At 74.6% G+C, this 18,472-nt stretch carries 20 protein-coding genes; 12 read left to right on the top strand and 8 right to left on the bottom strand.

All coding sequences use genetic code 11. The features are described from left to right. Positions 1-536, bottom strand: a 536-nt coding sequence (locus AB0E83_RS32020) for an SDR family NAD(P)-dependent oxidoreductase (RefSeq protein ID WP_362119748.1), incomplete at its 3' end; no start/stop codon positions are given. Positions 537-742: 206 nt separating this feature from the next. Here AB0E83_RS32020 and AB0E83_RS32015 point away from each other — a divergent pair. Then, positions 743-1,609 carry an SDR family oxidoreductase gene (locus AB0E83_RS32015; RefSeq protein ID WP_362119746.1) on the top strand — a complete coding sequence of 289 codons (867 nt, stop codon included), beginning with the start codon at positions 743-745 and terminating at the stop codon, positions 1,607-1,609. 54 nt (positions 1,610-1,663) lie between these two features. Here the strand turns inward: AB0E83_RS32015 and AB0E83_RS32010 are convergent, their stop codons facing one another. Next, on the bottom strand, positions 1,664-2,323 hold the full coding sequence (locus tag AB0E83_RS32010; RefSeq protein ID WP_362119744.1) for a type III effector protein: 660 nt from the start codon (positions 2,321-2,323) through the stop codon (positions 1,664-1,666). A 128-nt stretch (positions 2,324-2,451) separates the two neighbouring features. Between AB0E83_RS32010 and AB0E83_RS32005 the strand changes: the two genes are divergently transcribed. From AB0E83_RS32005 to AB0E83_RS31990, 4 genes are all read left to right on the top strand, one after another. Next, on the top strand, positions 2,452-2,889 hold the full coding sequence (locus tag AB0E83_RS32005; protein WP_362119742.1) for an Hsp20/alpha crystallin family protein: 438 nt from the start codon (positions 2,452-2,454) through the stop codon (positions 2,887-2,889). A 105-nt stretch (positions 2,890-2,994) separates the two neighbouring features. After that, positions 2,995-3,393 carry a DUF2267 domain-containing protein gene (locus tag AB0E83_RS32000; RefSeq protein ID WP_362119740.1) on the top strand — a complete coding sequence of 133 codons (399 nt, stop codon included), beginning with the start codon at positions 2,995-2,997 and terminating at the stop codon, positions 3,391-3,393. Positions 3,394-3,474: 81 nt separating this feature from the next. Further along, complete coding sequence (locus AB0E83_RS31995) at positions 3,475-3,966, top strand: DUF2267 domain-containing protein (RefSeq protein ID WP_362119738.1); 492 nt, start codon at positions 3,475-3,477, stop codon at positions 3,964-3,966. 123 nt (positions 3,967-4,089) lie between these two features. Further along, complete coding sequence (locus AB0E83_RS31990; protein WP_362119736.1) at positions 4,090-4,359, top strand: hypothetical protein; 270 nt, start codon at positions 4,090-4,092, stop codon at positions 4,357-4,359. 4 nt (positions 4,360-4,363) lie between these two features. Here the strand turns inward: AB0E83_RS31990 and AB0E83_RS31985 are convergent, their stop codons facing one another. The 4 genes from AB0E83_RS31985 to AB0E83_RS31970 are packed head-to-tail and all read right to left on the bottom strand — an operon-like array spanning position 4,364 to position 9,838. Beyond that, complete coding sequence (locus AB0E83_RS31985; RefSeq protein WP_362119734.1) at positions 4,364-6,754, bottom strand: glycoside hydrolase family 3 N-terminal domain-containing protein; 2,391 nt, start codon at positions 6,752-6,754, stop codon at positions 4,364-4,366. Then, positions 6,751-7,569 carry a carbohydrate ABC transporter permease gene (locus AB0E83_RS31980; protein ID WP_362119732.1) on the bottom strand — a complete coding sequence of 273 codons (819 nt, stop codon included), beginning with the start codon at positions 7,567-7,569 and terminating at the stop codon, positions 6,751-6,753. Before AB0E83_RS31980 ends, AB0E83_RS31985 begins: the two co-directional genes overlap by 4 nt. Continuing rightward, positions 7,569-8,516 carry a sugar ABC transporter permease gene (locus AB0E83_RS31975; RefSeq protein ID WP_362119730.1) on the bottom strand — a complete coding sequence of 316 codons (948 nt, stop codon included), beginning with the start codon at positions 8,514-8,516 and terminating at the stop codon, positions 7,569-7,571. The genes AB0E83_RS31980 and AB0E83_RS31975 overlap by 1 nt, the downstream gene beginning before the upstream one ends. Positions 8,517-8,533: 17 nt before the next feature. Beyond that, the gene (locus tag AB0E83_RS31970; RefSeq protein WP_362119728.1) at positions 8,534-9,838 is read right to left on the bottom strand and encodes an extracellular solute-binding protein; all 1,305 of its coding nucleotides are present in this window, start codon (positions 9,836-9,838) and stop codon (positions 8,534-8,536) included. A 151-nt stretch (positions 9,839-9,989) separates the two neighbouring features. On the opposite strand from AB0E83_RS31970, the gene AB0E83_RS31965 reads away from it, so the two are divergent. After that, on the top strand, positions 9,990-11,042 hold the full coding sequence (locus tag AB0E83_RS31965) for a LacI family DNA-binding transcriptional regulator (protein ID WP_362119726.1): 1,053 nt from the start codon (positions 9,990-9,992) through the stop codon (positions 11,040-11,042). A 30-nt stretch (positions 11,043-11,072) separates the two neighbouring features. Next, complete coding sequence (locus AB0E83_RS31960) at positions 11,073-11,522, top strand: DUF523 domain-containing protein (RefSeq protein WP_362119724.1); 450 nt, start codon at positions 11,073-11,075, stop codon at positions 11,520-11,522. Between the two features lie 124 nt (positions 11,523-11,646). Here the strand turns inward: AB0E83_RS31960 and AB0E83_RS31955 are convergent, their stop codons facing one another. Continuing rightward, positions 11,647-12,300 (bottom strand): CoA transferase subunit B, encoded by a 654-nt coding sequence (locus AB0E83_RS31955; RefSeq protein WP_362119722.1) that lies wholly within the window; start codon positions 12,298-12,300, stop codon positions 11,647-11,649. Position 12,301: 1 nt separating this feature from the next. After that, complete coding sequence (locus tag AB0E83_RS31950) at positions 12,302-13,081, bottom strand: CoA transferase subunit A (RefSeq protein WP_362119720.1); 780 nt, start codon at positions 13,079-13,081, stop codon at positions 12,302-12,304. A 392-nt stretch (positions 13,082-13,473) separates the two neighbouring features. Between AB0E83_RS31950 and AB0E83_RS31945 the strand changes: the two genes are divergently transcribed. The 5 genes from AB0E83_RS31945 to AB0E83_RS31925 all read left to right on the top strand — a co-directional run bounded on the left by AB0E83_RS31945 (position 13,474) and on the right by AB0E83_RS31925 (position 17,895). Beyond that, positions 13,474-14,916 carry a tannase/feruloyl esterase family alpha/beta hydrolase gene (locus AB0E83_RS31945; RefSeq protein WP_362119718.1) on the top strand — a complete coding sequence of 481 codons (1,443 nt, stop codon included), beginning with the start codon at positions 13,474-13,476 and terminating at the stop codon, positions 14,914-14,916. A 109-nt stretch (positions 14,917-15,025) separates the two neighbouring features. Next, on the top strand, positions 15,026-15,820 hold the full coding sequence (locus AB0E83_RS31940; protein WP_362119716.1) for a 3-hydroxybutyrate dehydrogenase: 795 nt from the start codon (positions 15,026-15,028) through the stop codon (positions 15,818-15,820). A gap of 207 nt (positions 15,821-16,027) precedes the next feature. After that, positions 16,028-16,588, top strand: a complete 561-nt coding sequence (locus tag AB0E83_RS31935; RefSeq protein WP_362119714.1) for a histidine phosphatase family protein — start codon at positions 16,028-16,030, stop codon at positions 16,586-16,588. 111 nt (positions 16,589-16,699) lie between these two features. Further along, positions 16,700-16,966: a hypothetical protein gene (locus AB0E83_RS31930; protein WP_362119713.1), complete on the top strand. Its 267-nt coding sequence runs from the start codon at positions 16,700-16,702 to the stop codon at positions 16,964-16,966. A gap of 374 nt (positions 16,967-17,340) precedes the next feature. Then, positions 17,341-17,895, top strand: a complete 555-nt coding sequence (locus tag AB0E83_RS31925) for a hypothetical protein (protein WP_362119711.1) — start codon at positions 17,341-17,343, stop codon at positions 17,893-17,895. The last annotated feature ends 577 nt before the right edge of the window (positions 17,896-18,472 follow it).

Below are 18,472 nucleotides of genomic sequence, written 5' to 3'. Positions count from 1 at the left end.
ATCAGGACCCGGGGGCGCATCGCCACCGCGCCCGCGATCGCCGCCCGCTTCCGCTGCCCGTAGGACAACAGGTGCGTCGGCCGGTCGGCGAGCGCGCCCATGTACGGAGCCACCACCGCCCCTCCGAGCACCGAGGACACGTCGATCAGGACCCCGCCGCCCTGTCGGCGCATCACCGGCAGGGCGGCACGGGCGCCGTGGAAGGCGCCGAGCACGTTCACCTCCCACAGCCGGCGCACGTCGGCCGGGGGCACCCGGTCCAGGCGGCCGAGGACGCCCACGCCGGCGGCGTTGACCCACACGTCGATCCGGCCGAACCGTGCGACGGCGGTCCGCGCGACGCGTTCCGTCGCGGCGAAGTCGGTGACGTCGGCGGTGACGGCCACGGCCTCGGCCCGGGGGTGGGCGCGCGCGCACCGGCCGGCCGCCCGGCGGAGGGCGCCGGTGCTGCGGGCGGTCAGGACGAGCCGGGCGCCGCGCGCGGCGAAGGCGTCCGCCACCGCGCGGCCGATGCCGCTCGACGCGCCCGTGACCACGACGACGGTCCCCGGCCCGGGCGCACGCGCATGTCCTCTCACGGCGGGCGTGTCACCGGTACGGGCCGGTTTCATGCGGAGATTCCGCGATCCGGCGGGGCGGTGTGTCGCGGCCGGGGTGCGCGGGAAGCCGCCGCGGTGGAGGCGGCGGGCCGTACGGCGCCGCCGCCCGGCACCGTACGACCGAGGAGACCGAGGGATCCGCCATGGGCACTCCGACCGACCCCGCGCCGCGCGTCCACCCGGAGGGCGGGGCCGCCACCGGCGGGGGGCGGGGCGCCCCCCGCCCCCGCCGCGCCGTCGTCACGGGCGCCGATTCCGGCATCGGGAGGGCGACCGCCGTCCGCCTCGCGGCGGCCGGCATGGACGTGGGCCTCACGTGGCACCGCGACCTCCGGGGAGCCGAGGAGACGGCGCGGGAGGTGCGCGGGTACGGGCGCGCGGCGTGCGTCGAGCACCTCGACCTGACCCTGCTGCCGGACTCCGCCGATGTCGTGGACGTCCTCGCGGAGCGGCTCGGCGGCCTCGACGTCCTGGTCAACAACGCGGGCACGGGCACCCGTACGCCCTTCCTCGACCTCGACCTCGCCACCGTCCGGGAGGTCCTCGACGTCGACCTGGTCGGCCCCCTCCTGTGCGGGCAGCGCGCCGCGCGCCGCATGATCCGGCAGGGCCGCGGCGGCCGCATCGTGAACGTGACGTCCGTGCACGAACACCAGCCGCGGGTCGGCGCGGCCCCGTACTGCGCGGCCAAGGGCGGCCTCGGTCTGCTCACCCAGGTGATGGCGCTGGAGCTGGCCGCCCACGGCATCACCGTCAACGCGGTCGCCCCCGGCGAGATCGCCACGCCGATGACCGGCCAGGAGGACGCCGACGTCACCGCGGAGCGCCGGCCCGGCGTCCCGCTCGGGCGGCCGGGCGACGCCCGCGAGGTGGCGGCGGTGATCGCCTTCCTGGCCGGTCCGGACGCCTCGTACGTCACCGGGGCGTCGTGGGCCGTGGACGGCGGCATGCTGCGCATGGGCCCGATGGCGGGGTCCCACCTGAGGGAGGACGCCTGGCGCGACGGCTGACCGGGAGGGCCGGCGCGGGGCCGGCGTGCGGGAGCCGCCGGGGGTCCGGGCGGGTCAGGAGCGCGACGTGCCGGAGCGGCGCTGGTCGCTCTCGTCGCGGAGGGCCGTGGTGTGACGGGCGACGGTGTCCACGCGCTCGGCCAGGTCGGGCGGGAGGGGCGGACGGACGGTGCGGGTGCGGACGAGGGGCTCCAGGAGGCGGGCCGGGTCGATGTCCGCGAGGGCCTCGCGGAGGTCGTCGCGCAGGGCGGCGGTGAGGGTGTCGAGGGCGGTGATCTGCCCGGCGAGCTGGCGCAGGTCGGCGGCGTTGTCCCGGGCCCAGCTCGTGACGGTCCGGTCGGCGGCCCGGCGGTCGCGGGTGGCCTGGACGCGCTGTTCGCCGGTGGCGCCGGGGCGGCCGGGGCGCACCCGCAGGTAGCGGCGCTCCGCCGCCTGTCTGCTGGTGACGCCGAGGGGGTGGGCGAGCTCGGCCCAGCTGGCGCCCGCGTCCCGGGCCGCCTCGATGAGCCCGGGCTCCCAGCCGGCGAGCTGCTCGCGCAGTTCGCGCAGGAGCAGGAGTGCGGCGAGCGCCTCCTCGGGGGAGGCGCTCGGAGCCGCGTCCGGGGCGCTCGCGGCCCGGGCCGCGCGGAGGGTCCCGTCGATCTCGGCGAGCGCCGCCAGGGCGGCGTGGAAGGAGACGGGGTCGTCGCCGCCGGACGTGTCGCCCTCGGTCATGGGGTCTCCCTTCCTCGTGTCGTCGTTCCGTTGACGGTCCGGTTGTCGTCCATCCGTTGACATGTTACAACGGTGTCAGGTGAAGCGCATTGGCACCACTGCCCTTGACCCGTTGGAGGTGTTTCACGATGTTGATGCGCACCGACCCGTTCCGTGAACTCGATCGTCTGACGCAGCAGATGCTGGGCACGGCGACCGGCACGTGGTCACGGCCCAGCGCCGTCCCGATGGACGCGTACCGCGAGGACGACGCGTACGTGATCATGATGGACCTGCCCGGCGTCACGCCGGACGCGATCGACATCGACGTCGAGCGGAACATGCTGACGGTGAAGGCCGAGCGCCGACCGGTCGTGAAGAGCGACGACGTCCAGATGGAACTGTCCGAGCGGCCCCTCGGCGTCTTCTCCCGCCAGCTGATGCTGGCCGACAGCCTCGACACCGAGAAGATCACGGCGGACTACGCGGCGGGCGTCCTCACCCTGCGCATCCCGATCGCCGAACGGGCCAAGCCCCGCAAGATCACGATCGGCGTGGGCGACGACCGCAGGCAGATCACCGGCTGACCCGGTGGCGACCGGGGCGGAGGGCGAGATCCTCCCCCTCCCACGCCCTCCGCTCCCCGCCACCCCCCCCGTGACGGAACTCCCCTCGCGAAGGAAGGGGCCCCGATGAGACTGCGATGGCAGACGTTTCTCGACCGGGTGCAGGAGCGCGGTGACTACGACACGCCGCACGAGGCCGAACGCGCCTCCCGCGTCGTGCTCGCGCTCCTCGGCGCCCATCTGGTCGGTGACGTGCGGGCCGAGCTCGCCGCCCGCCTCCCCGAGACCTTCGCCGTCGTCCTGCTCAACCCGCTCCAGGCCACCGAACCGCTCTCTCCGGAACGCTTCGTGCGCGCGACGGCCGCCTGGATCGAAGGAGCCACCGAACGGACGGCGGCATGGGACGTCAGCGCCGTGCTCAGCGTCGTCGCCGACGCGGCCGGCGAGGAACTCACCGCCCGGACGCTCCTGCAGCTCCCGCCCGGATACGACCTCCTCTTCGGCCGGCCCCGTCCGCCCCGGTGAGTCCGGCACGTCATGTCGACACCTGTTCGCTCCGCCCGGCCGCGACGGCCGGGCCCGAAGAGAACGGCGATCCGTACCGCCATGACCCTCCAGACCGAGACCACGACCACCGTGCCCACCGCCGCGCCCGCGGCCGTCGCGTCCACGGCCGCCGGATCCGCGGCCTCCCGCGACGGGGACGCCTACACCGCCCTCCTCGAACGCGTCCGTTACGAGGGCGCCTACCCGACCCGCGAGCGCGCCGAGCGGACGGTCCGCGACGTCCTCGCGGCCCTGGGACGGCAACTCGTCGGCGACGAACGCGTCGAGCTCGCCGCCCGCCTCCCCTTCGAAGCGGCCCTGGTCCTCACCGCCCAGATCCCCGCCACCACCCCCCTCACCGGCTGGGAGTTCGTCAAGGACCTCGCCCGGCGCACCGGCGGCAGCCCGGCCACCACCCGCTGGGACGTCGGCGCGGTCCTCGCCCCCCTCTCCCGGCTGGCGGGGCCCGACCTCACCGACCGCATCATCGGCCAACTCCCCTCCGGCTACGCCCTCCTCTTCGGCAAGGCCGACCTCCACCCGGCCCGGTAGCCCGGGCCGCGTCGAACGCGTCGACCGCGTCGATCCGCCGGCGGCGGGCGGCCGGGAACGGTGTTGTCACGGCAGGCGGGAGCCGCGACCATGGACGTCATGGCCGACGGATACTGCGACGTCATGTTCCTTCCGACAGTCCAGTGCGACCACTGCCGGACCGCCGCCTCCCCGCTGCCCCGCCGGGTGTACGTCACCAAGGGCGGCAGCGTCTACCACCGGACGCCGAACTGCGCGGGGCTCAAGGACGGTCAGCGGTACGCCCGTTGGAAGGGGTACGACCCGCACGACGTCGAGTCCGTCCCGCGCGCCGACGTCAGGGCGCGGCTCGGAGCCTGCGAGGTCTGCCGGCCGGACCTCCCGCCGCCCGCCGCCGGCCGGCGGAACGGATGAGGCGTCAGGCCGGGGCGGGCGGCTCGACCGTGAACTCGGCGTGCAGGCGCCGGCGGTGGTCGACGGCGCGCGCCGGGCCGGTGAGGGTCACCCGGGCGGTCAGCCGGGGCGCGGTGCTGGAGGAACCGAGCCGGAGCTCCAGCTCCCCGGGCTCCACGGTCCGCCGCCCGTCGCGACCGGTGAACGACGCCAGGTCCGCGGGGACGGACACGCGCAGGCGCTTCTCCTCCCCGGCCGCCAGGTCGAGGCGGGCGTAACCGACGAGGCGCTGCACGGGCTGGACCACCGAGGCCACCGGATCGTGCAGGTACAGCTGGACGAGTTCGGTGCCGGGGCGGGCCCCGGTGTTGCGGACGGTGAGGGAGAGGCGGAACACGCCGTCCGTCGGCGCCTCGGCCGCCTCCACGGCGAGGCCGTCCCACGCGAAGGACGTGTACGTCAGGCCGTGCCCGAAGCCGAAGGCGGGCGCGGGGTCGAGGCTGGAGACCTCGCTGGTGTGGCCGAGCCGGGCGGCCAGGTAGGTGGACGGCTGGGCGCCGGGGTGCCGGGGCACGCTGACGGGCAGGCGGCCGCTCGGCTCGGTCCGTCCGCTGAGGACCGAGGCGATGGCACCGGTTCCGGCCTCGCCGGGGAAGAAGGACTGCACGACGGCCGCGGCCTCGTCGGCCGCGCGGCCCAGGGCGTACGGACGGCCGGAGAGCAGCACGGCGACGACCGGCGTACCGGTGTCGAGGAGGGCGTCGAGGAGCTGCTGCTGGGCGCCGGGAAGGGCGAGGGACCCCGCGTCGCAGCCCTCGCCGCTGGTGCCGCGGCCGAAGAGCCCGGCGCGGTCGCCGAGCGCCGCGATCACCAGGTCGGCGCCGCGGGCGAGCGCCACGGCCTCGGCGAAGCCCCCGGTCGCCGCGTCGTCGATCCCGGTGCCGGCCGCCACGGTGATCCCGGCGGCGGGGAACTCCGCCCGGAGCGCCTCGTGGAGGGTGGGCAGGTCGATGCCGAGGGGGACGTCCGGGTGCTGTCCGCCGACGTGGACCGGGAAGGAGTAGCAGCCGAGGACGGCCGTGGGGGCCTCGGCGGTCGGGCCGATCAGCGCGATCCGGCGGGGCGCGTCCGGGGCGAGCGGCAGGACGCCGTCGTTGCGCAGGAGGACGACGGCCCGCTCGGCGACGCGGGCGGCCAGCGCCCGGTTCCGCTCCGGATCCAGGACGACCGTGCCGCGGAGCGCCTCCGGGCCGGCCGTGAGGTCGGCGCCCTCCAGCGCGGCGGGCACGGGGCTCCACCCCGGATCGAGCAGGCCCAGCCCGGCCTTCTGCGCGAGCACCCGCCGCACCGCGCGGTCCACGAGCTCCTCGGGCACCTCGCCCCGGGCGACCGCGTCGAGCAGGGGGGCGCCGAAGGTCTTGACGGTGGGCAGTTCGACGTCGACACCGGCGGCGAGCGCCGCCCCGGCGGCCTCGCCGAAGGTCCCGGCGATCCCGTGCAGGGTCTTGAGGAACGCGATGCCGAAGTAGTCGGCGACGACGGTGCCGGTGAACCCCCAGGCGTCGCGGAGCAGTCCGGTCAGGAGGTCGCCGTCGGCGGCGGACGGGATGCCGTCGGTGTCGGTGTAGGCGTGCATCACCGACCGGACGCCGCTCTCCCGGACCGCCATCTCGAACGGCGGCAGGATCACGTCCGCGAGCTCCCGCCGGCCCATCCCGACCGGTGCCAGGTTGCGGCCCGCCCGGGACGCGGAGTAGCCGGCGAAGTGCTTGAGGGTGGCGACGATCCCCGCCGACTCCAGGCCCTGGACGTAGGCGGTGGCGATGGTGCCGACCAGGTACGGATCCTCGCCGATGGTCTCCTCGACGCGGCCCCACCGGGCGTCGCGCACGACGTCGAGGACCGGCGCCAGGCCCTGGTGGACGCCGACCGCGCGCATGTCGCGCCCGATGGCGGCCGCCATCTCCCGGATCAGCTCCGGATCGAAGGTCGCGCCCCAGGACAGGGGGACCGGGTACGCCGTGGCGCCCCAGGCGGCGAAGCCCGCCAGGCACTCCTCGTGCGCCACGGCCGGGATCCCGAACCGGTTCGCGGCGGCGATCCTCGCCTGCGTCCGCATCAGCGAGAGCGCGCCGAGGGCGGGGTCGACGGGGACGGTGCCGAAGGGGCGGGTCAGCTGGCCGAGGCCGGCGGGGAGCAGCGCGTCGAGATCGACGGCCTCCTCCATGTCGTGCTGGTGCGGGGCGACTTCGGCGCCCTCGTCGGAGGCGCCGACCCAGACGCCGAAGAGCTGGGCGACCTTCTCCTGGAGCGTCATCTCGCGGAGCAGCGCGTCGGCGCGGCTCTCGGGGTCCAGCGCGGGATCGCGCCAGCGGGGAAGCGGGGGAGGGGACTGAGGGGCCACGTGGTCGGTCACTTTCCTCCGACTCCCATCAGCCCCTGGACCAGGGCACGACGGGCGAACAGATAGACGAGCAGGACGGGGAGCATGGAGAGGACGACGGCCGCGAGCAGGCCCGGGATGTCGACGCCGTGCTCGGTCTGGAAGTCGTACAGGCCCATGGTGATGACCTTGTTCTCCGAGGACTGGGTGAGCACGAGGGGGAACAGGAAGCCGTTCCACGCCTGGAGCGAGGAGAAGACGACGATCGTCGAGAGCCCGCCCTTGGACAGCGGCAGCACCAGCCGGTGGAAGATCCGCCAGGAGGAGGCGCCGTCGACGGTCATCGCCTCGTACAGCTCGGGCGTGATGTCGCGCATGACGCCGGTGAGGATCAGGGCGCAGACGGGCATGGCGAAGGCGGCGGTCGGCAGGATGACGCCGATGAGGTGGTCGTAGAGGCCGGCCTCGTCGATGAGGTAGAACATCGGGACGATCACGGCCTGGGAGGGGATGGCCAGGCCGATCAGGAAGAGCCGGAAGACCCTCCCCGTGGCTTTGCCGTCGCTGCGGACGATCGCGTACGCCAGGGGCGGTACGAGCAGCAGGACGATGCCGACCACGCAGACGGTGACGACGACCGTGTTGAGGAAGTACTGGGCGAAGCCGTCGTTCAGGTCGTCGACGTAGTTGTCGAGCGTGAAGTTCTCCGGGAAGCCGAGGGGGCCGTTCGCGGCGTAGTCCGCCCGGGTCTGGAAGGTGGCGACGAGCATGACGTACAGCGGCAGGCCGACGACGAACAGCCAGACCAGCGAGCCGAATCCGGCGAGGTAGTTGGGGCGCTTCCGCATCACACGCCCTCCATGGTGCTGCGCATCCTGTCGTATCCGCTGAGGCGGACCATGACCAGGGAGACGAGGCCGGCGACCAGGACGAGCAGCAGGGCGATCGCGGAGGCCGTGCCGAAGTCGAAGCTCTTGAAGGCCTTCTGGTACATGTAGTAGGCGCTGTTCGTGGTGTCGGTGCCGGGGCCGCCCTGGGTGAGGATCAGGACGGTGTCGAAGGTGGTCAGGCCGCCGACGACCATGAGGATCGTCGAGGTCACGACGGTGTTGCGGAGCTGGGGCAGGGTGATGTGGAAGAACTGCCGCACCCGGCCGGCGCCGTCGATCTGCGCCGCCTGGTAGAGCACCTGGGGGATGGCCCGCGCGGCGCCCTGGTAGAGCAGCGTGTGCAGCGGCGTGAACTGCCAGGTGCTGACGAAGACGAGGACGCCGAGGGCGCCGGCCTGCACGCCGAAGAGGTTGCCGTCGCCGAACAGCCACGTCGCCCGGGAGGGGATGCCGAAGTTGGGGTCGAGGACGGCCCGCCACAGGACGGACACGGCGGTGATGGAGAGCAGCAGGGGGACGAAGTAGATCGCCGAGAGGACGGCGCGGTTGCGCTGGTGGCCGGCGGCCCAGACGCCGAGCAGGATGCTGAGGGGGGTCTGGACGGCGACGCCGAGGACGGTGAGGACGAGACTCAGCCAGAGGCTCTTCACCATGACGGGGTCGTCGAGGAGCTTGTTCCAGTTCTCCAGGCCGGCGAACTCGGGGGAGCCGAGGCCGTTCCAGCGGGTGAAGGAGAGCACGACGACCAGGAGGAGCGGGACGAGGGCGAACAGGCCGAAGAAGACGGCGGCGGGCGCCGCCCAGGCGAATCCCGGGCGGCCCACACCGGTCCCGGGGCGGCTCGGCCGCCTCCGGTTCCGGATCGTCTTCTCGCTGTCCACGGCGGAGGCTGTGGCAGTGGTCATGTCAGGCGTTCCGGGGGTCAGGCCGCGGGCAGGCTCTGCATGGCGGCTATGAAGGCGTCGGCGTCCGACTGTCCGTTGAAGAACTGCTGGACCGCCTGGTGGAGCGTGGTGGTGGCGGCGGGCGGGAACGCCTGGTCCCAGGAGAGCTGGAAGGCGGGAGCCTTCTTCACCAGGTCGTACTGGTACTTCGAGTACTCCGGGTTGGCGGCCTTGTCGAGGAAGAGCGGGGTGTTGGTGGTGGTCGGCAGGTTGCCGACGGAGAGCTGGGCCTGGACGAACTCGTCGGAGTACATGAGCTTCAGGAACTCGGCGACGGCCTCGGGGTGCTCGGTGCTCTTGAGGACGGAGTAGAAGTTGTTGGTGTTGCCGGCGACGTTGGCGGGGTCGCCCTTGCCGCCCTCGACGCTCGGGAAGGCGCCGTAGCCGAGGTCGCTCTTCACGAAGTCGGGGTAGGCGTCCTGGAGGGTGGAGTACTCCCAGGAACCCATGAGCTCGAAGGCGGCCTTGCCGGTGGCGAGGAGGGCGGGCGAGCCGCCGTCGGTGAACTTCACCGAGTCGTAGTTGGTGCCGAAGGCCCCGGTGTCGACCAGCTCCTTGAGCATGCCGAGCGCCTTCTTGCTGTCCTCGCTCGCCCAGGCGTCCTTGTCGCCCTTGACGGCCCGCTCGAAGAGCTCGGGGCCGGCGACCCGGTCGTAGACGTACTGGAACCACATCTGGGTGGGCCACTTGTCGCCGCCGCCCAGGGCGATCGGGGTGACGCCCTTGGCCTTCAGCGTCCGGACCGCGCTCAGCAGCTCGTCCCAGGTGCGCGGGGCGGTGACGCCCGCTTCCTCGAGCACCTTCTTGTTGCTGAAGAGCAGGACGGGCTGGGTGCCGCGCATGGGGATGCCGTAGGGCTTGCCGTCGACGACCGCGGTGTTGAAGACCGACGGCAGGAAGTCGGACTTGAGCTTGGGGTTCTTCGAGATGAAGTCGTCGAGCGGCATGAGGAGCCCGGCGTCGACGTACGGCTTGATGCTGCCGCCGCCCCAGTTGAAGAACACGTCGGGGGCCTGTTTGCCGCTGATGATGGTCTGCAGCTTGGACTGGTAGTCGGCGCCCGGAATGGTGTCGAGGACCGCCTTGACCTTCGAGGTCTTGTTGAAGGTGTCGACGAGCTGCTTCTCCACCTTGTTCGTCGCGTCGCCGTAGACCAGGACGCGGATCGTGCCCGAGCCGTCGGACGCGTCCCCGGAGCCGCCGCAGGCGGCGAGGGACAGGGTCATGGCCAGCGACGCCCCACCGGCGACGACGGTTCTCAGCAGTCGAGCGTGTCGCTTCATCGCCTCCCCTTTCGAAAGTGTTTCGGTCCAGTAACCGAAACTTGACGAGTCGGGACGCTAGGCTCGGGGCGGTGCGGCGGTCAACCCTCCGGTCCGCCGTTACCGAAGCGTGACTTCAGGGGTGGGGAAGGGGCTGCTTTATGCTGCTCGGATGCGAGATGACGAGGAGAACCGGCGGATCACGCTGGCGGAGGTGGCGCAGAAGGCCGGGGTGTCGCTTTCGACAGTTTCGAAAGTCCTCAACGGCCGCCAGGACGTCTCGCCGGGCACCCGGGGCAAGGTGGAGGCGCTCCTGGAGGCGCACTCGTACCGGAGGACCACCCGCGCGGCCCGCGAGGCGCCGCTGATCGAGCTCGTCTTCCACGAACTCGACAGCGTCTGGTCCATGGAGCTGATCCGGGGGGTGGAGAACCTCGCCAAGGCCCACCAGGCGAGCGTGGTGCTCACGGAGAGCGGCACCCGGCACGCCCCCGCCGACGACTGGATCGAGGGCGCCCTGCAGCGCAGGCCGATCGGCGTGGTCCTGGTGTTCTCGTCGCTGCCCGACGCCGTCAAGCGGCAGCTCGCCGCCCGCTCGATCCCCTTCGTGATCATCGACCCGGCGGGCGACCCGGAACCGGACGTGCCCTCCGTCGGCTCGGCGAACTGGGCCGGCGGCGTCGCCGCCACCCGCCACCTCGTCGACCTCGGTCACCGGCGCATCGGCATCATCACCGGCCCCGAGGACGTCCTGTGCTCGCTGGCCCGGCTGGACGGCTACCGGTCGGCCCTGAACATGGCCGGCCTGGAGAGCGACCCCGAACTGGTCCGCTTCGGCGACTTCCACGTCGACGGCGGCTACGCGCGCGCCCTGGAGCTGCTGGCGCTGCCGGACCGGCCCACCGCGATCTTCGCCGGCAGCGACCTCCAGGCGCTCGGCGTCCTGGAGGCGGCCCGGGTCCGCGGCCTGCGCGTCCCCGAGGACCTGTCCGTGGTCGGGTACGACGACGTGATGATCGCGCGCTGGTCGAGCCCCGCCCTCACCACCGTCCACCAGCCGCTCCGTCAGATGGGCGAGGAGGCGGTGCAGATGCTGCTGCGCCTGCGGGCCGGCGAACCCGCGGTCACCCGCCTGGAACTCGCGACCAGCCTCGTCGTCAGGAACAGCACGGCCCCGCCCCCGGCCGGTCCCGCCGGGCTTCCCGAAAGACTTTCGGGAAGGTGACCGCCCCCGCGCGGCTTGTAGCCTGACGGCGTGGAAGCAGTCTTCGTGAGCGCGTGTCTGCGCGGAGTGCCGTGCCGGTTCGACGGACGGGACAAGGCGTCCCCCGAGATCGAACGGGCGGTCGCGGGCCGCCCGGTGGTCTCCTTCTGCCCGGAGGTGGCGGGCGGGCTCGCGACCCCGCGACGGCCCGCGGAGCTGGTCGGCGGCGACGGGCACGCCGTGCTCGACGGGACGGCGCGCGTGGTCGAGGACACGGGCCGTGACGTGACGGCGGAGTTCGTCGACGGAGCGCGGCGCGCGCTCGCGGCGGCGCGGCACGGCGGCTGCACGGAGGCCCTGCTGATGCCGCGCAGCCCCTCGTGCGGCCGCGGCACGGTCCACGACGGCTCGTTCACCGGGCGGCTGACGGCGGGCGACGGGGTGACGGCGGCGCTGTTCGAACGGAACGGGATCGCGGTACGGCCCGCGTCCGGCGCGTGAGCCCCCGCCCGGAGACGGGCGGGGGCGGGCGGGGAACGGGACGGGCGGGGCGGGGGCGCGGCGGGTCCGCCGGTCCGGGGCCGTCCGGGACGGGGCACCGGACCGGCGGAAGACCTCGGGGGCCTCAGACGGCCGCCGCGATCCCCTCCGGGACGCGCAGCGGGGCCGCGGTGGCCGCGACGACCTCCTCGACGGTGACGCCGGGGGCGAGTTCCACCAGGACGAAGCCGTCCGGGGCGACATCGACGACGGCGAGGTCGGTGATGACGCGCTGGACGACGCCGCGGCCGGTCAGCGGCAGGTCGCACGTGCCGACCAGCTTCGGGGTGCCGTCCTTGGCGGTGTGCTCCATGAGGACGACGACCCGCCCCGCGCCGTGGACGAGGTCCATCGCCCCGCCCATGCCCTTGACCATCTTGCCCGGGATCATCCAGTTGGCCAGGTCGCCCCGCTCGGAGACCTGCATGGCGCCGAGGACGGCGGTGTCGATGTGGCCGCCGCGGATCATGCCGAAGGACAGGGCGGAGTCGAAGAACGAGGCGCCGGGGAGGACGGTGACGGTCTCCTTGCCGGCGTTGACGAGATCGGCGTCGAGCTCGTCCTCGGTGGGGTACGGGCCCACGCCGAGGACGCCGTTCTCGGACTGGAGCACGACCTCGACGCCGGGCGGGAGGTGGCTGGGGATGAGCGTGGGCAGGCCGATGCCGAGGTTGACGTAGCTTCCGTCGGTCAGCTCCAGGGCGGCGCGGGCCGCCATCTGCTCGCGGGTGAGGGCCATCTCAGGCGTCGCCTTCCTGTCGTACGGTACGGCGTTCGACGCGCCGCTCGGCGGCGGGGTCGCCGGGCGCGACCCGGACCACGCGCCGGACGAAGACGCCGGGCAGGTGGATCTCGTCGGGGTCGAGCTCGCCCGGTTCGACGAGGTGGTCGACCTCGGCGACGGTGATCCGGCCGGCCATCGCGGCCAGCGGGTTGAAGTTGCGGGCCGAGGAGTGGAAGACGAGGTTGCCGTGCCGGTCGCCGACGGCCGCGCGGACCAGGGCGTAGTCGGTGGTGATGCCCTCCTCCAGCAGGTACGGCCGCCCGCCGAACTCCCGGACCTCCTTCGGCGGGGAGGCCACGGCGACCGAGCCTCCCCCAGCGGCGTACCGCCAGGGCAGCCCGCCCTCGCCGACCTGCGTGCCGACGCCCGCCGGGGTGTAGAAGGCGGGGATGCCCGCGCCGCCGGCCCGCAGCCGCTCGGCCAGCGTGCCCTGCGGGACGAGTTCGACCTCCAGCTCCCCGCTGAGGTACTGGCGGGCGAACTCCTTGTTCTCGCCCACGTACGAGCTCGTCATCCGGGCGATCCGCCCCGCGGCGAGCAGGAGCCCGAGGCCCCAGTCGTCCACGCCGCAGTTGTTCGAGACGATCCTCAGACCGCCCACCCCGCGCCGCCACAGCGCGTCGATCAGCGTCCCCGGGATCCCGCAGAGCCCGAAGCCGCCCACGGCGAGCGAGGCCCCGTCGGGGACGTCGGACACCGCCTCCGCCGCGCTCGCGACCGTCTTGTCCAGACCCATACGGATCCCTTTCCCTCGGGCAGCCGGACGACCGCGCAGGTCAGAGCCGGTGCCGGTAGCAGCGACGAGCCTGGAGCCTAGGCAGCGGGCGGCGGGCCCGGCCATGGCGGTCACCACCACACCACCCGGCTCCGGCGTGGTGGTCACCGCCGCCTCCCCGGCCGCCGTGCGGAGCGGGGCGAAACCGGGGCGGGGACGGCACCGCGGAGGGCGGCCCCGCGCCGGCGGGCCGCGGGACCGGTGGCGGAGCGCGGCGCGGTCCGGCCACCCGGCAGGGGTGGTGGCCGGACCCACCGGAGGGCCGCGGACGGTGGGCCGCGCAGCCATGTCCGGCGGCGCTCCGGCGCCATAGCCTCCCGCGGGTCCCGTCCCCGAACCCCGGAGGCACACCGATGCGCCCTCCCGCCTTCCGTCCCTCCCCCCGCCTCCGGCGGGGCGTGCCGGCGGCACTCGCCCTGGCCGTCCTCACCCTCACCACCGCCCCGGCGACGGCGACGCCGTCCGCCCCCGGCGGACACTGCGCCCGCCAGGCCCACCTCCGCGTACCGGGCGCCGCGCACCAGCGGTCCGCCTGCCTCGACGAACTCACCACGGCCGGCACGGTCGCCTCCGGCCACACCGACCCGGCCGACTGGGCGGGGCTGACGCCCAAGGACCTGGCCGTCCCCAGCGGCGTCCCCGGCATCCAGATCGACGGCTACTTCCCCGACACCTCCACCACCAACACCAACCACGGCTGGAACCACGACGCCCAGTTCGTCCTCCGCCTGCCCGACCGGTGGAACGGCGGCCTGGTCGTCGCCGGCACCCCCGGCAACCGGGAGCAGTACGCCAACGACCGGGCCATCGCCGACTGGGTGCTGGCCCGGGGCTACGCGTACGCCGCCACGGACAAGGGCAACACGGGGCTCGCCTTCCACCGCGACGGGAAGGCGCCGGGCGACGCCGTCGCCGAGTGGAACGAGCGGGTCACCCAGCTCACCCGCGCCGCCCGCGCCACCGTCGCCCAGCGCTACCACCGCCCGCCGGCCCGCACCCTGGTCACCGGCATGTCCAACGGCGGCTACCTGGTGCGCTGGCAGCTGGAGAACCACCCCGAGCTGTACGACGGCGGAGTCGACTGGGAGGGCACCCTCTGGCGGGCCGACGGCCCCACCCTGCTCGACTTCCTGCCGAAGGCGCTGCGCGCCTACCCCGTGTACGCGGCGGGCGGCGAGGGCGCCGAGGCAGCGCGGCGGGAGATGCACGCCGCCGGCTTCCCGGCCGGATCGGAGTTCCTGTGGCCGTACCACCACAAGGTCTACTGGGACCTCACCCAGCGCGTCTACCGCGAGGAGCTGGACCCCGGCTACGACGGGGCGACCGAGGCGGGCACACCGTACTGCGCCACGGGCACGCCCGGCTGCGACGCCGACTACGACTACGCGACCCGGCCCGACGAGGTCCGGCGGGCCGTGGAGGGGATCGCGCTGACCGGACGCATCGGCAAGCCGCTGCTGACCCTGCACGGCACCCTCGACGTCCTGCTGCCCATCGGCCGGGACTCCGACGTCTACGCGCGGATGGTGCGCGAGGCGGGCCGCGGAGCGCTGCACCGCTACTACCGCGTCGAGGGCGGCACCCACGCCGACTCCCTCGTCGACGCGTTCCCCGGCCGGCTCCGGCCGCTCACGCCGTGCCACCGCACCGCCTTCACGGCCCTGGAGGACTGGCTCGCCCGGGGGCACCGGCCGCCCGCCTCGGGCACCGTCGCCCTGCCCGGCGGCCAGGACCCCGTGACCCTGGCCCACACGTGCGCCCTGGACACGGAGGAGCCCGCCGCCACCCGGCCCTGACCGCCCCCGCGCGCCGGAGGAGCATGGCGTCCGGACCCATGGACCCGGCGGTCTTTGTGGTGGATCCGTCCATGGGACAGGTCGCGCGGCCTCCCTACTGTTTCCGCCCATGACGCACACTTCTCCCACCACCGACCGGCTGCCGTCGCCCGCCGCCGCGACCGACCTGAGCGGGCGCACCGCGCTGGTGACGGGCGGCGGCAGCGGCATCGGCCGGGCCTGCGCGCTCGCCCTGGCGGGGGCGGGCGCCTTCGTCCACGTGGTCGACCGGGACGCCGAATCGGCGAAGGCCGTCGCCGAGCTCGCCGGCGGCCGGGCCCAGGTGGCCGACCTCGCCGACGCCGACGCCGTCGACCTCCTGCCCGCCGAGGTCGACGTCCTCGTCAACAACGCCGGCCTCCAGCACGTCGCCCCGCTCACGGAGTTCCCGCCGGACCGGTTCGAGCTGATCCAGAAGGTGATGGTCACCGCCCCGTTCCTGCTCATGCGCAGGACGCTGCCGCACATGTACGCCCGCGGCTGGGGCCGGATCGTCAACGTCTCCAGCGTCCACGGCCTGCGGGCCAGCGCCTACAAGTCCGCCTACGTCGCCGCCAAGCACGCCCTGGAGGGCCTGAGCAAGGTCGCCGCGCTCGAAGGCGCCCCGCACGGCGTCACCAGCAACTGCGTGAACCCCGGCTATGTGCGCACCCCGCTGGTCGAGGGCCAGGTCCGCGACCAGGCCGCCGCCCACGGCATCAGCGAGGACGACGTCCTGTCGGAGGTGCTGCTGGCCCGCTCGCCCGTCAAGCGGCTCCTGGAGGCCGACGAGGTCGCCGCGGCCGTGCTGTGGCTGTGCGGCCCCCACTCCGGCTACCTGACGGGGGCCTCCCTGCCGCTCGACGGCGGCTGGACCGCCGGCTGACGGCGGCCGCTCGGGACGGATGCGAGGGAGCGGGCCCCCGCGACCCGCACGCCGTTCCGCGGCCCCGCCGCAGGGGGGCCGGGGCCGCACCCCGCCGGGAGCCACCGGCGGGGCGCGGGGCCGCCGCGCCGGTGCGTGCGACCCCGGAGACGGGGTAGGCGCACCTTCCGAACGGCCTGGAGCCGAACGCGCGCGGAAGGAGACGCCATGCCCCTGAAGTCCGGACCCCCTCGGGCGTCACCGGGCGGGGACGGCACGGCCGGGCCCCGGCTGCTGCTGGTGCGCCACGCGAAGGCCGTGCGCAAGGACCGGCGGATCGACGACTTCGACCGCGAGCTGAGCAAGCGGGGGAGGAAGGACGCGCCCCGGACCGGCCGCTGGCTCGCGGACTCCGGCGCCGGACCCGACTTCGTGCTCTGTTCCCCGTCCCGCAGGACCCGCGAGACCTGGCTGCTCGCGGCCCTCGCGCTGGACGACCCGCCGCCCGTCGTCCACGACGAGCGCCTCTACAACGCGCCGCCGGACCGGCTGCTCTCCGTCCTGGCGGAGCGGGCCCCGGGCCTTCGCGCCGTGGCCCTCGTCGGCCACAACCCGGGGATCCACGAACTGGCCGTCGGCCTGTGCGGGAGCGGCCCCCGGAAACTGCTGGAGCGGGTGAGGGCGGGCTTCCCGACCTCGGGAGTGGTGGTGATCGAGGTGCCCGGCGGCTGGGAGCGCCTGTCCCCGGGCGGGGGAAGGGTGATCGCCTGCTGGTCACCGGCCGACTGACCCCGTCGGTCCGGACGGTTCCGCCGGCGGGCGGGAGACCCCCCGCACGAGGAAGAGGGCGGAGCGACGAGGAGGGACGCGCGCGTCCCGCGAGAGAGCGGAGGAGACGCCATGGGCGAGAAGAAGCAGCACGGGACGGACGAGGACCGCGGCACCCGGCCGCGCACCACGCCCGCCCAGGCGGTGGGGGAGAGCGGCGACGAGGAGGCCCGGCGGGAGGCCGACGCGGCCGTGGTCTCCGGGGGACCCTCCGGCGGCCGGCGCGAGGCCGGTGAGCGCTCCGGGGCCACCGACCGCGAGGGCGCCGGCGGTCACGCCGCCAAGAACCAGCGCCCCGGGGTGGGACGCGAGGAGCAGACGCGGGAGCACGACGGCTGACGGACACGCGGGCCCCGGGGGCCCGCCGGGGCCCGGTGGGCCCCCGCGGTGAGGAGCAGGGCGGCGCCGTCGAGGCGCCGCCCTGACGCGCGAGGAGGTGACGGGCCGGGCGCCGCGGCGCCCCTCGGGGACCTTTCGTACGCCCGCCGCCGGGGTCGGCCGGCTCGGCCGCACCGGCCCGGTGCGGTACGCGCGGCCCGCGAGCGGGTCGTCGACGGCTCGCCTCCGTACGCCGGGCCCTCCCGGCCCGTCTCATCCCGGATGCCCGGTTTGCGTTCTTGAGGGAGGGGCACGCGGACCCCCATGAGTTCCGGGCCCCGGAGGGCCGGGACGGAAGAGCGCGACTCCGAGAGAACGCGAAAGGGGGAGAGTCGATGACGATCGGAATCGTCCTGGTCGTCGTCGCGGTCGTCGTCGTGGCCGGGTTTGCCGCCGGTGCGGCGGTGGACCGCCGGCGGCGTTCGCGCCTGCGCGACCGCTTCGGGCCCGAGTACGAACGGGCCGTCGCGGCGACCGGCGGCAGACGGGCCGCGGAGCGGGAACTGGACGCCCGCGAACGCCGCCTCGCCGAGCTGGAGATCAGGCCGGTGCCCGACGGGGCGCGGGAGCAGTACGCCCGGCGGTGGGCGCGCGTCCAGGAGGAGTTCGTGGACCGGCCCGAGGCCGCCGTCCACGAGGCCGACGAACTGGTGGCGGCCCTGATGCGCGACCGGGGCTACCCCGACGAGGGCCATGAGCAGCGGCTGCGCGACCTGTCGGTGCGGCACGGCCGCGCCCTCGAACAGTACCGGGCGGCCCTGGAGGTCCACGCGATGAGCACCCACAACGCCGCCACCACCGAACAGTTGAGGGGCGCGATGATGCACTACCGCACCCTCTTCGACGACCTGCTCGCCGACGGCGAGCCGACCGGCACCCGCCGGTCCTGACGCGGAGGCAGGAGAGATGCGACACCACGAGACGTCCGAGCGCACGACGAGGGTGCCGGGGCGACGACACCCCGCGGACCCGACGGGCGAGGGCCCCGAGCGGGCGCAGGGCCGCCCCGGGCCGCGTACCGGAGGGGGCCGGTCCGACCCCGGCCGTCCCGCGCCCGCGACGGCCGGGGACGACGCGGCGCGCCCGCCGCGGCACAGCCCGACGGTCGCCCCCACCCCGCCGCGGCAGCCCGGCACGGAGGAGGAGGACGGGCGCCGGCGGGCCGCCCCGCCCGCGCCGGCGGGCCCCACGACCGATTCGCCGGCCCCGGGCAGCCCGACGGTCGCACCGACCCCGCCCCGGCAGGACCCGCCCCGAGACGACCGGCCGCGGAAGGACGGGCCGCAGCAGAGCGGGTCCCCGCAGGGAGGGACGCGGCACGAGGGGCCGCGGTCCGGCCGGGCCGGGCACGCCCGGGCCCGGCCCCGCGACCACCACGGCCCGCCGCCCGCGCGATCGGAAGAGCGTCGGGGTGGGTAAGAGTGTGTTATGAGGGGTGTAGATATCGGTGGTGGCGGTGTGATTAAA

This window comes from Streptomyces sp. NPDC035033, from assembly GCF_040636735.1.
Lineage (GTDB): Bacteria > Actinomycetota > Actinomycetes > Streptomycetales > Streptomycetaceae > Streptomyces.
The sequence above is the reverse complement of the archived record's forward strand: the minus strand, read 5'-3'. Positions and strand labels throughout refer to the sequence as shown.

Excerpts from the sequence above, each read along its gene's own strand:
- AB0E83_RS32015 (WP_362119746.1), top strand. The coding sequence starts at position 743 with ATGGGCACTCCGACCGACCCCGCGCCGCGCGTCCACCCGGAGGGCGGG.
- AB0E83_RS32010 (WP_362119744.1), bottom strand. The coding sequence starts at position 2,323 with ATGACCGAGGGCGACACGTCCGGCGGCGACGACCCCGTCTCCTTCCAC.
- AB0E83_RS32005 (WP_362119742.1), top strand. The coding sequence starts at position 2,452 with ATGTTGATGCGCACCGACCCGTTCCGTGAACTCGATCGTCTGACGCAG.
- AB0E83_RS32000 (WP_362119740.1), top strand. The coding sequence starts at position 2,995 with ATGAGACTGCGATGGCAGACGTTTCTCGACCGGGTGCAGGAGCGCGGT.
- AB0E83_RS31995 (WP_362119738.1), top strand. The coding sequence starts at position 3,475 with ATGACCCTCCAGACCGAGACCACGACCACCGTGCCCACCGCCGCGCCC.
- AB0E83_RS31990 (WP_362119736.1), top strand. The coding sequence starts at position 4,090 with ATGTTCCTTCCGACAGTCCAGTGCGACCACTGCCGGACCGCCGCCTCC.
- AB0E83_RS31980 (WP_362119732.1), bottom strand. The coding sequence starts at position 7,569 with ATGCGGAAGCGCCCCAACTACCTCGCCGGATTCGGCTCGCTGGTCTGG.
- AB0E83_RS31975 (WP_362119730.1), bottom strand. The coding sequence starts at position 8,516 with ATGACCACTGCCACAGCCTCCGCCGTGGACAGCGAGAAGACGATCCGG.
- AB0E83_RS31970 (WP_362119728.1), bottom strand. The coding sequence starts at position 9,838 with ATGAAGCGACACGCTCGACTGCTGAGAACCGTCGTCGCCGGTGGGGCG.
- AB0E83_RS31965 (WP_362119726.1), top strand. The coding sequence starts at position 9,990 with ATGCGAGATGACGAGGAGAACCGGCGGATCACGCTGGCGGAGGTGGCG.
- AB0E83_RS31955 (WP_362119722.1), bottom strand. The coding sequence starts at position 12,300 with ATGGCCCTCACCCGCGAGCAGATGGCGGCCCGCGCCGCCCTGGAGCTG.
- AB0E83_RS31950 (WP_362119720.1), bottom strand. The coding sequence starts at position 13,081 with ATGGGTCTGGACAAGACGGTCGCGAGCGCGGCGGAGGCGGTGTCCGAC.
- AB0E83_RS31945 (WP_362119718.1), top strand. The coding sequence starts at position 13,474 with ATGCGCCCTCCCGCCTTCCGTCCCTCCCCCCGCCTCCGGCGGGGCGTG.
- AB0E83_RS31940 (WP_362119716.1), top strand. The coding sequence starts at position 15,026 with ATGACGCACACTTCTCCCACCACCGACCGGCTGCCGTCGCCCGCCGCC.
- AB0E83_RS31935 (WP_362119714.1), top strand. The coding sequence starts at position 16,028 with ATGCCCCTGAAGTCCGGACCCCCTCGGGCGTCACCGGGCGGGGACGGC.
- AB0E83_RS31930 (WP_362119713.1), top strand. The coding sequence starts at position 16,700 with ATGGGCGAGAAGAAGCAGCACGGGACGGACGAGGACCGCGGCACCCGG.
- AB0E83_RS31925 (WP_362119711.1), top strand. The coding sequence starts at position 17,341 with ATGACGATCGGAATCGTCCTGGTCGTCGTCGCGGTCGTCGTCGTGGCC.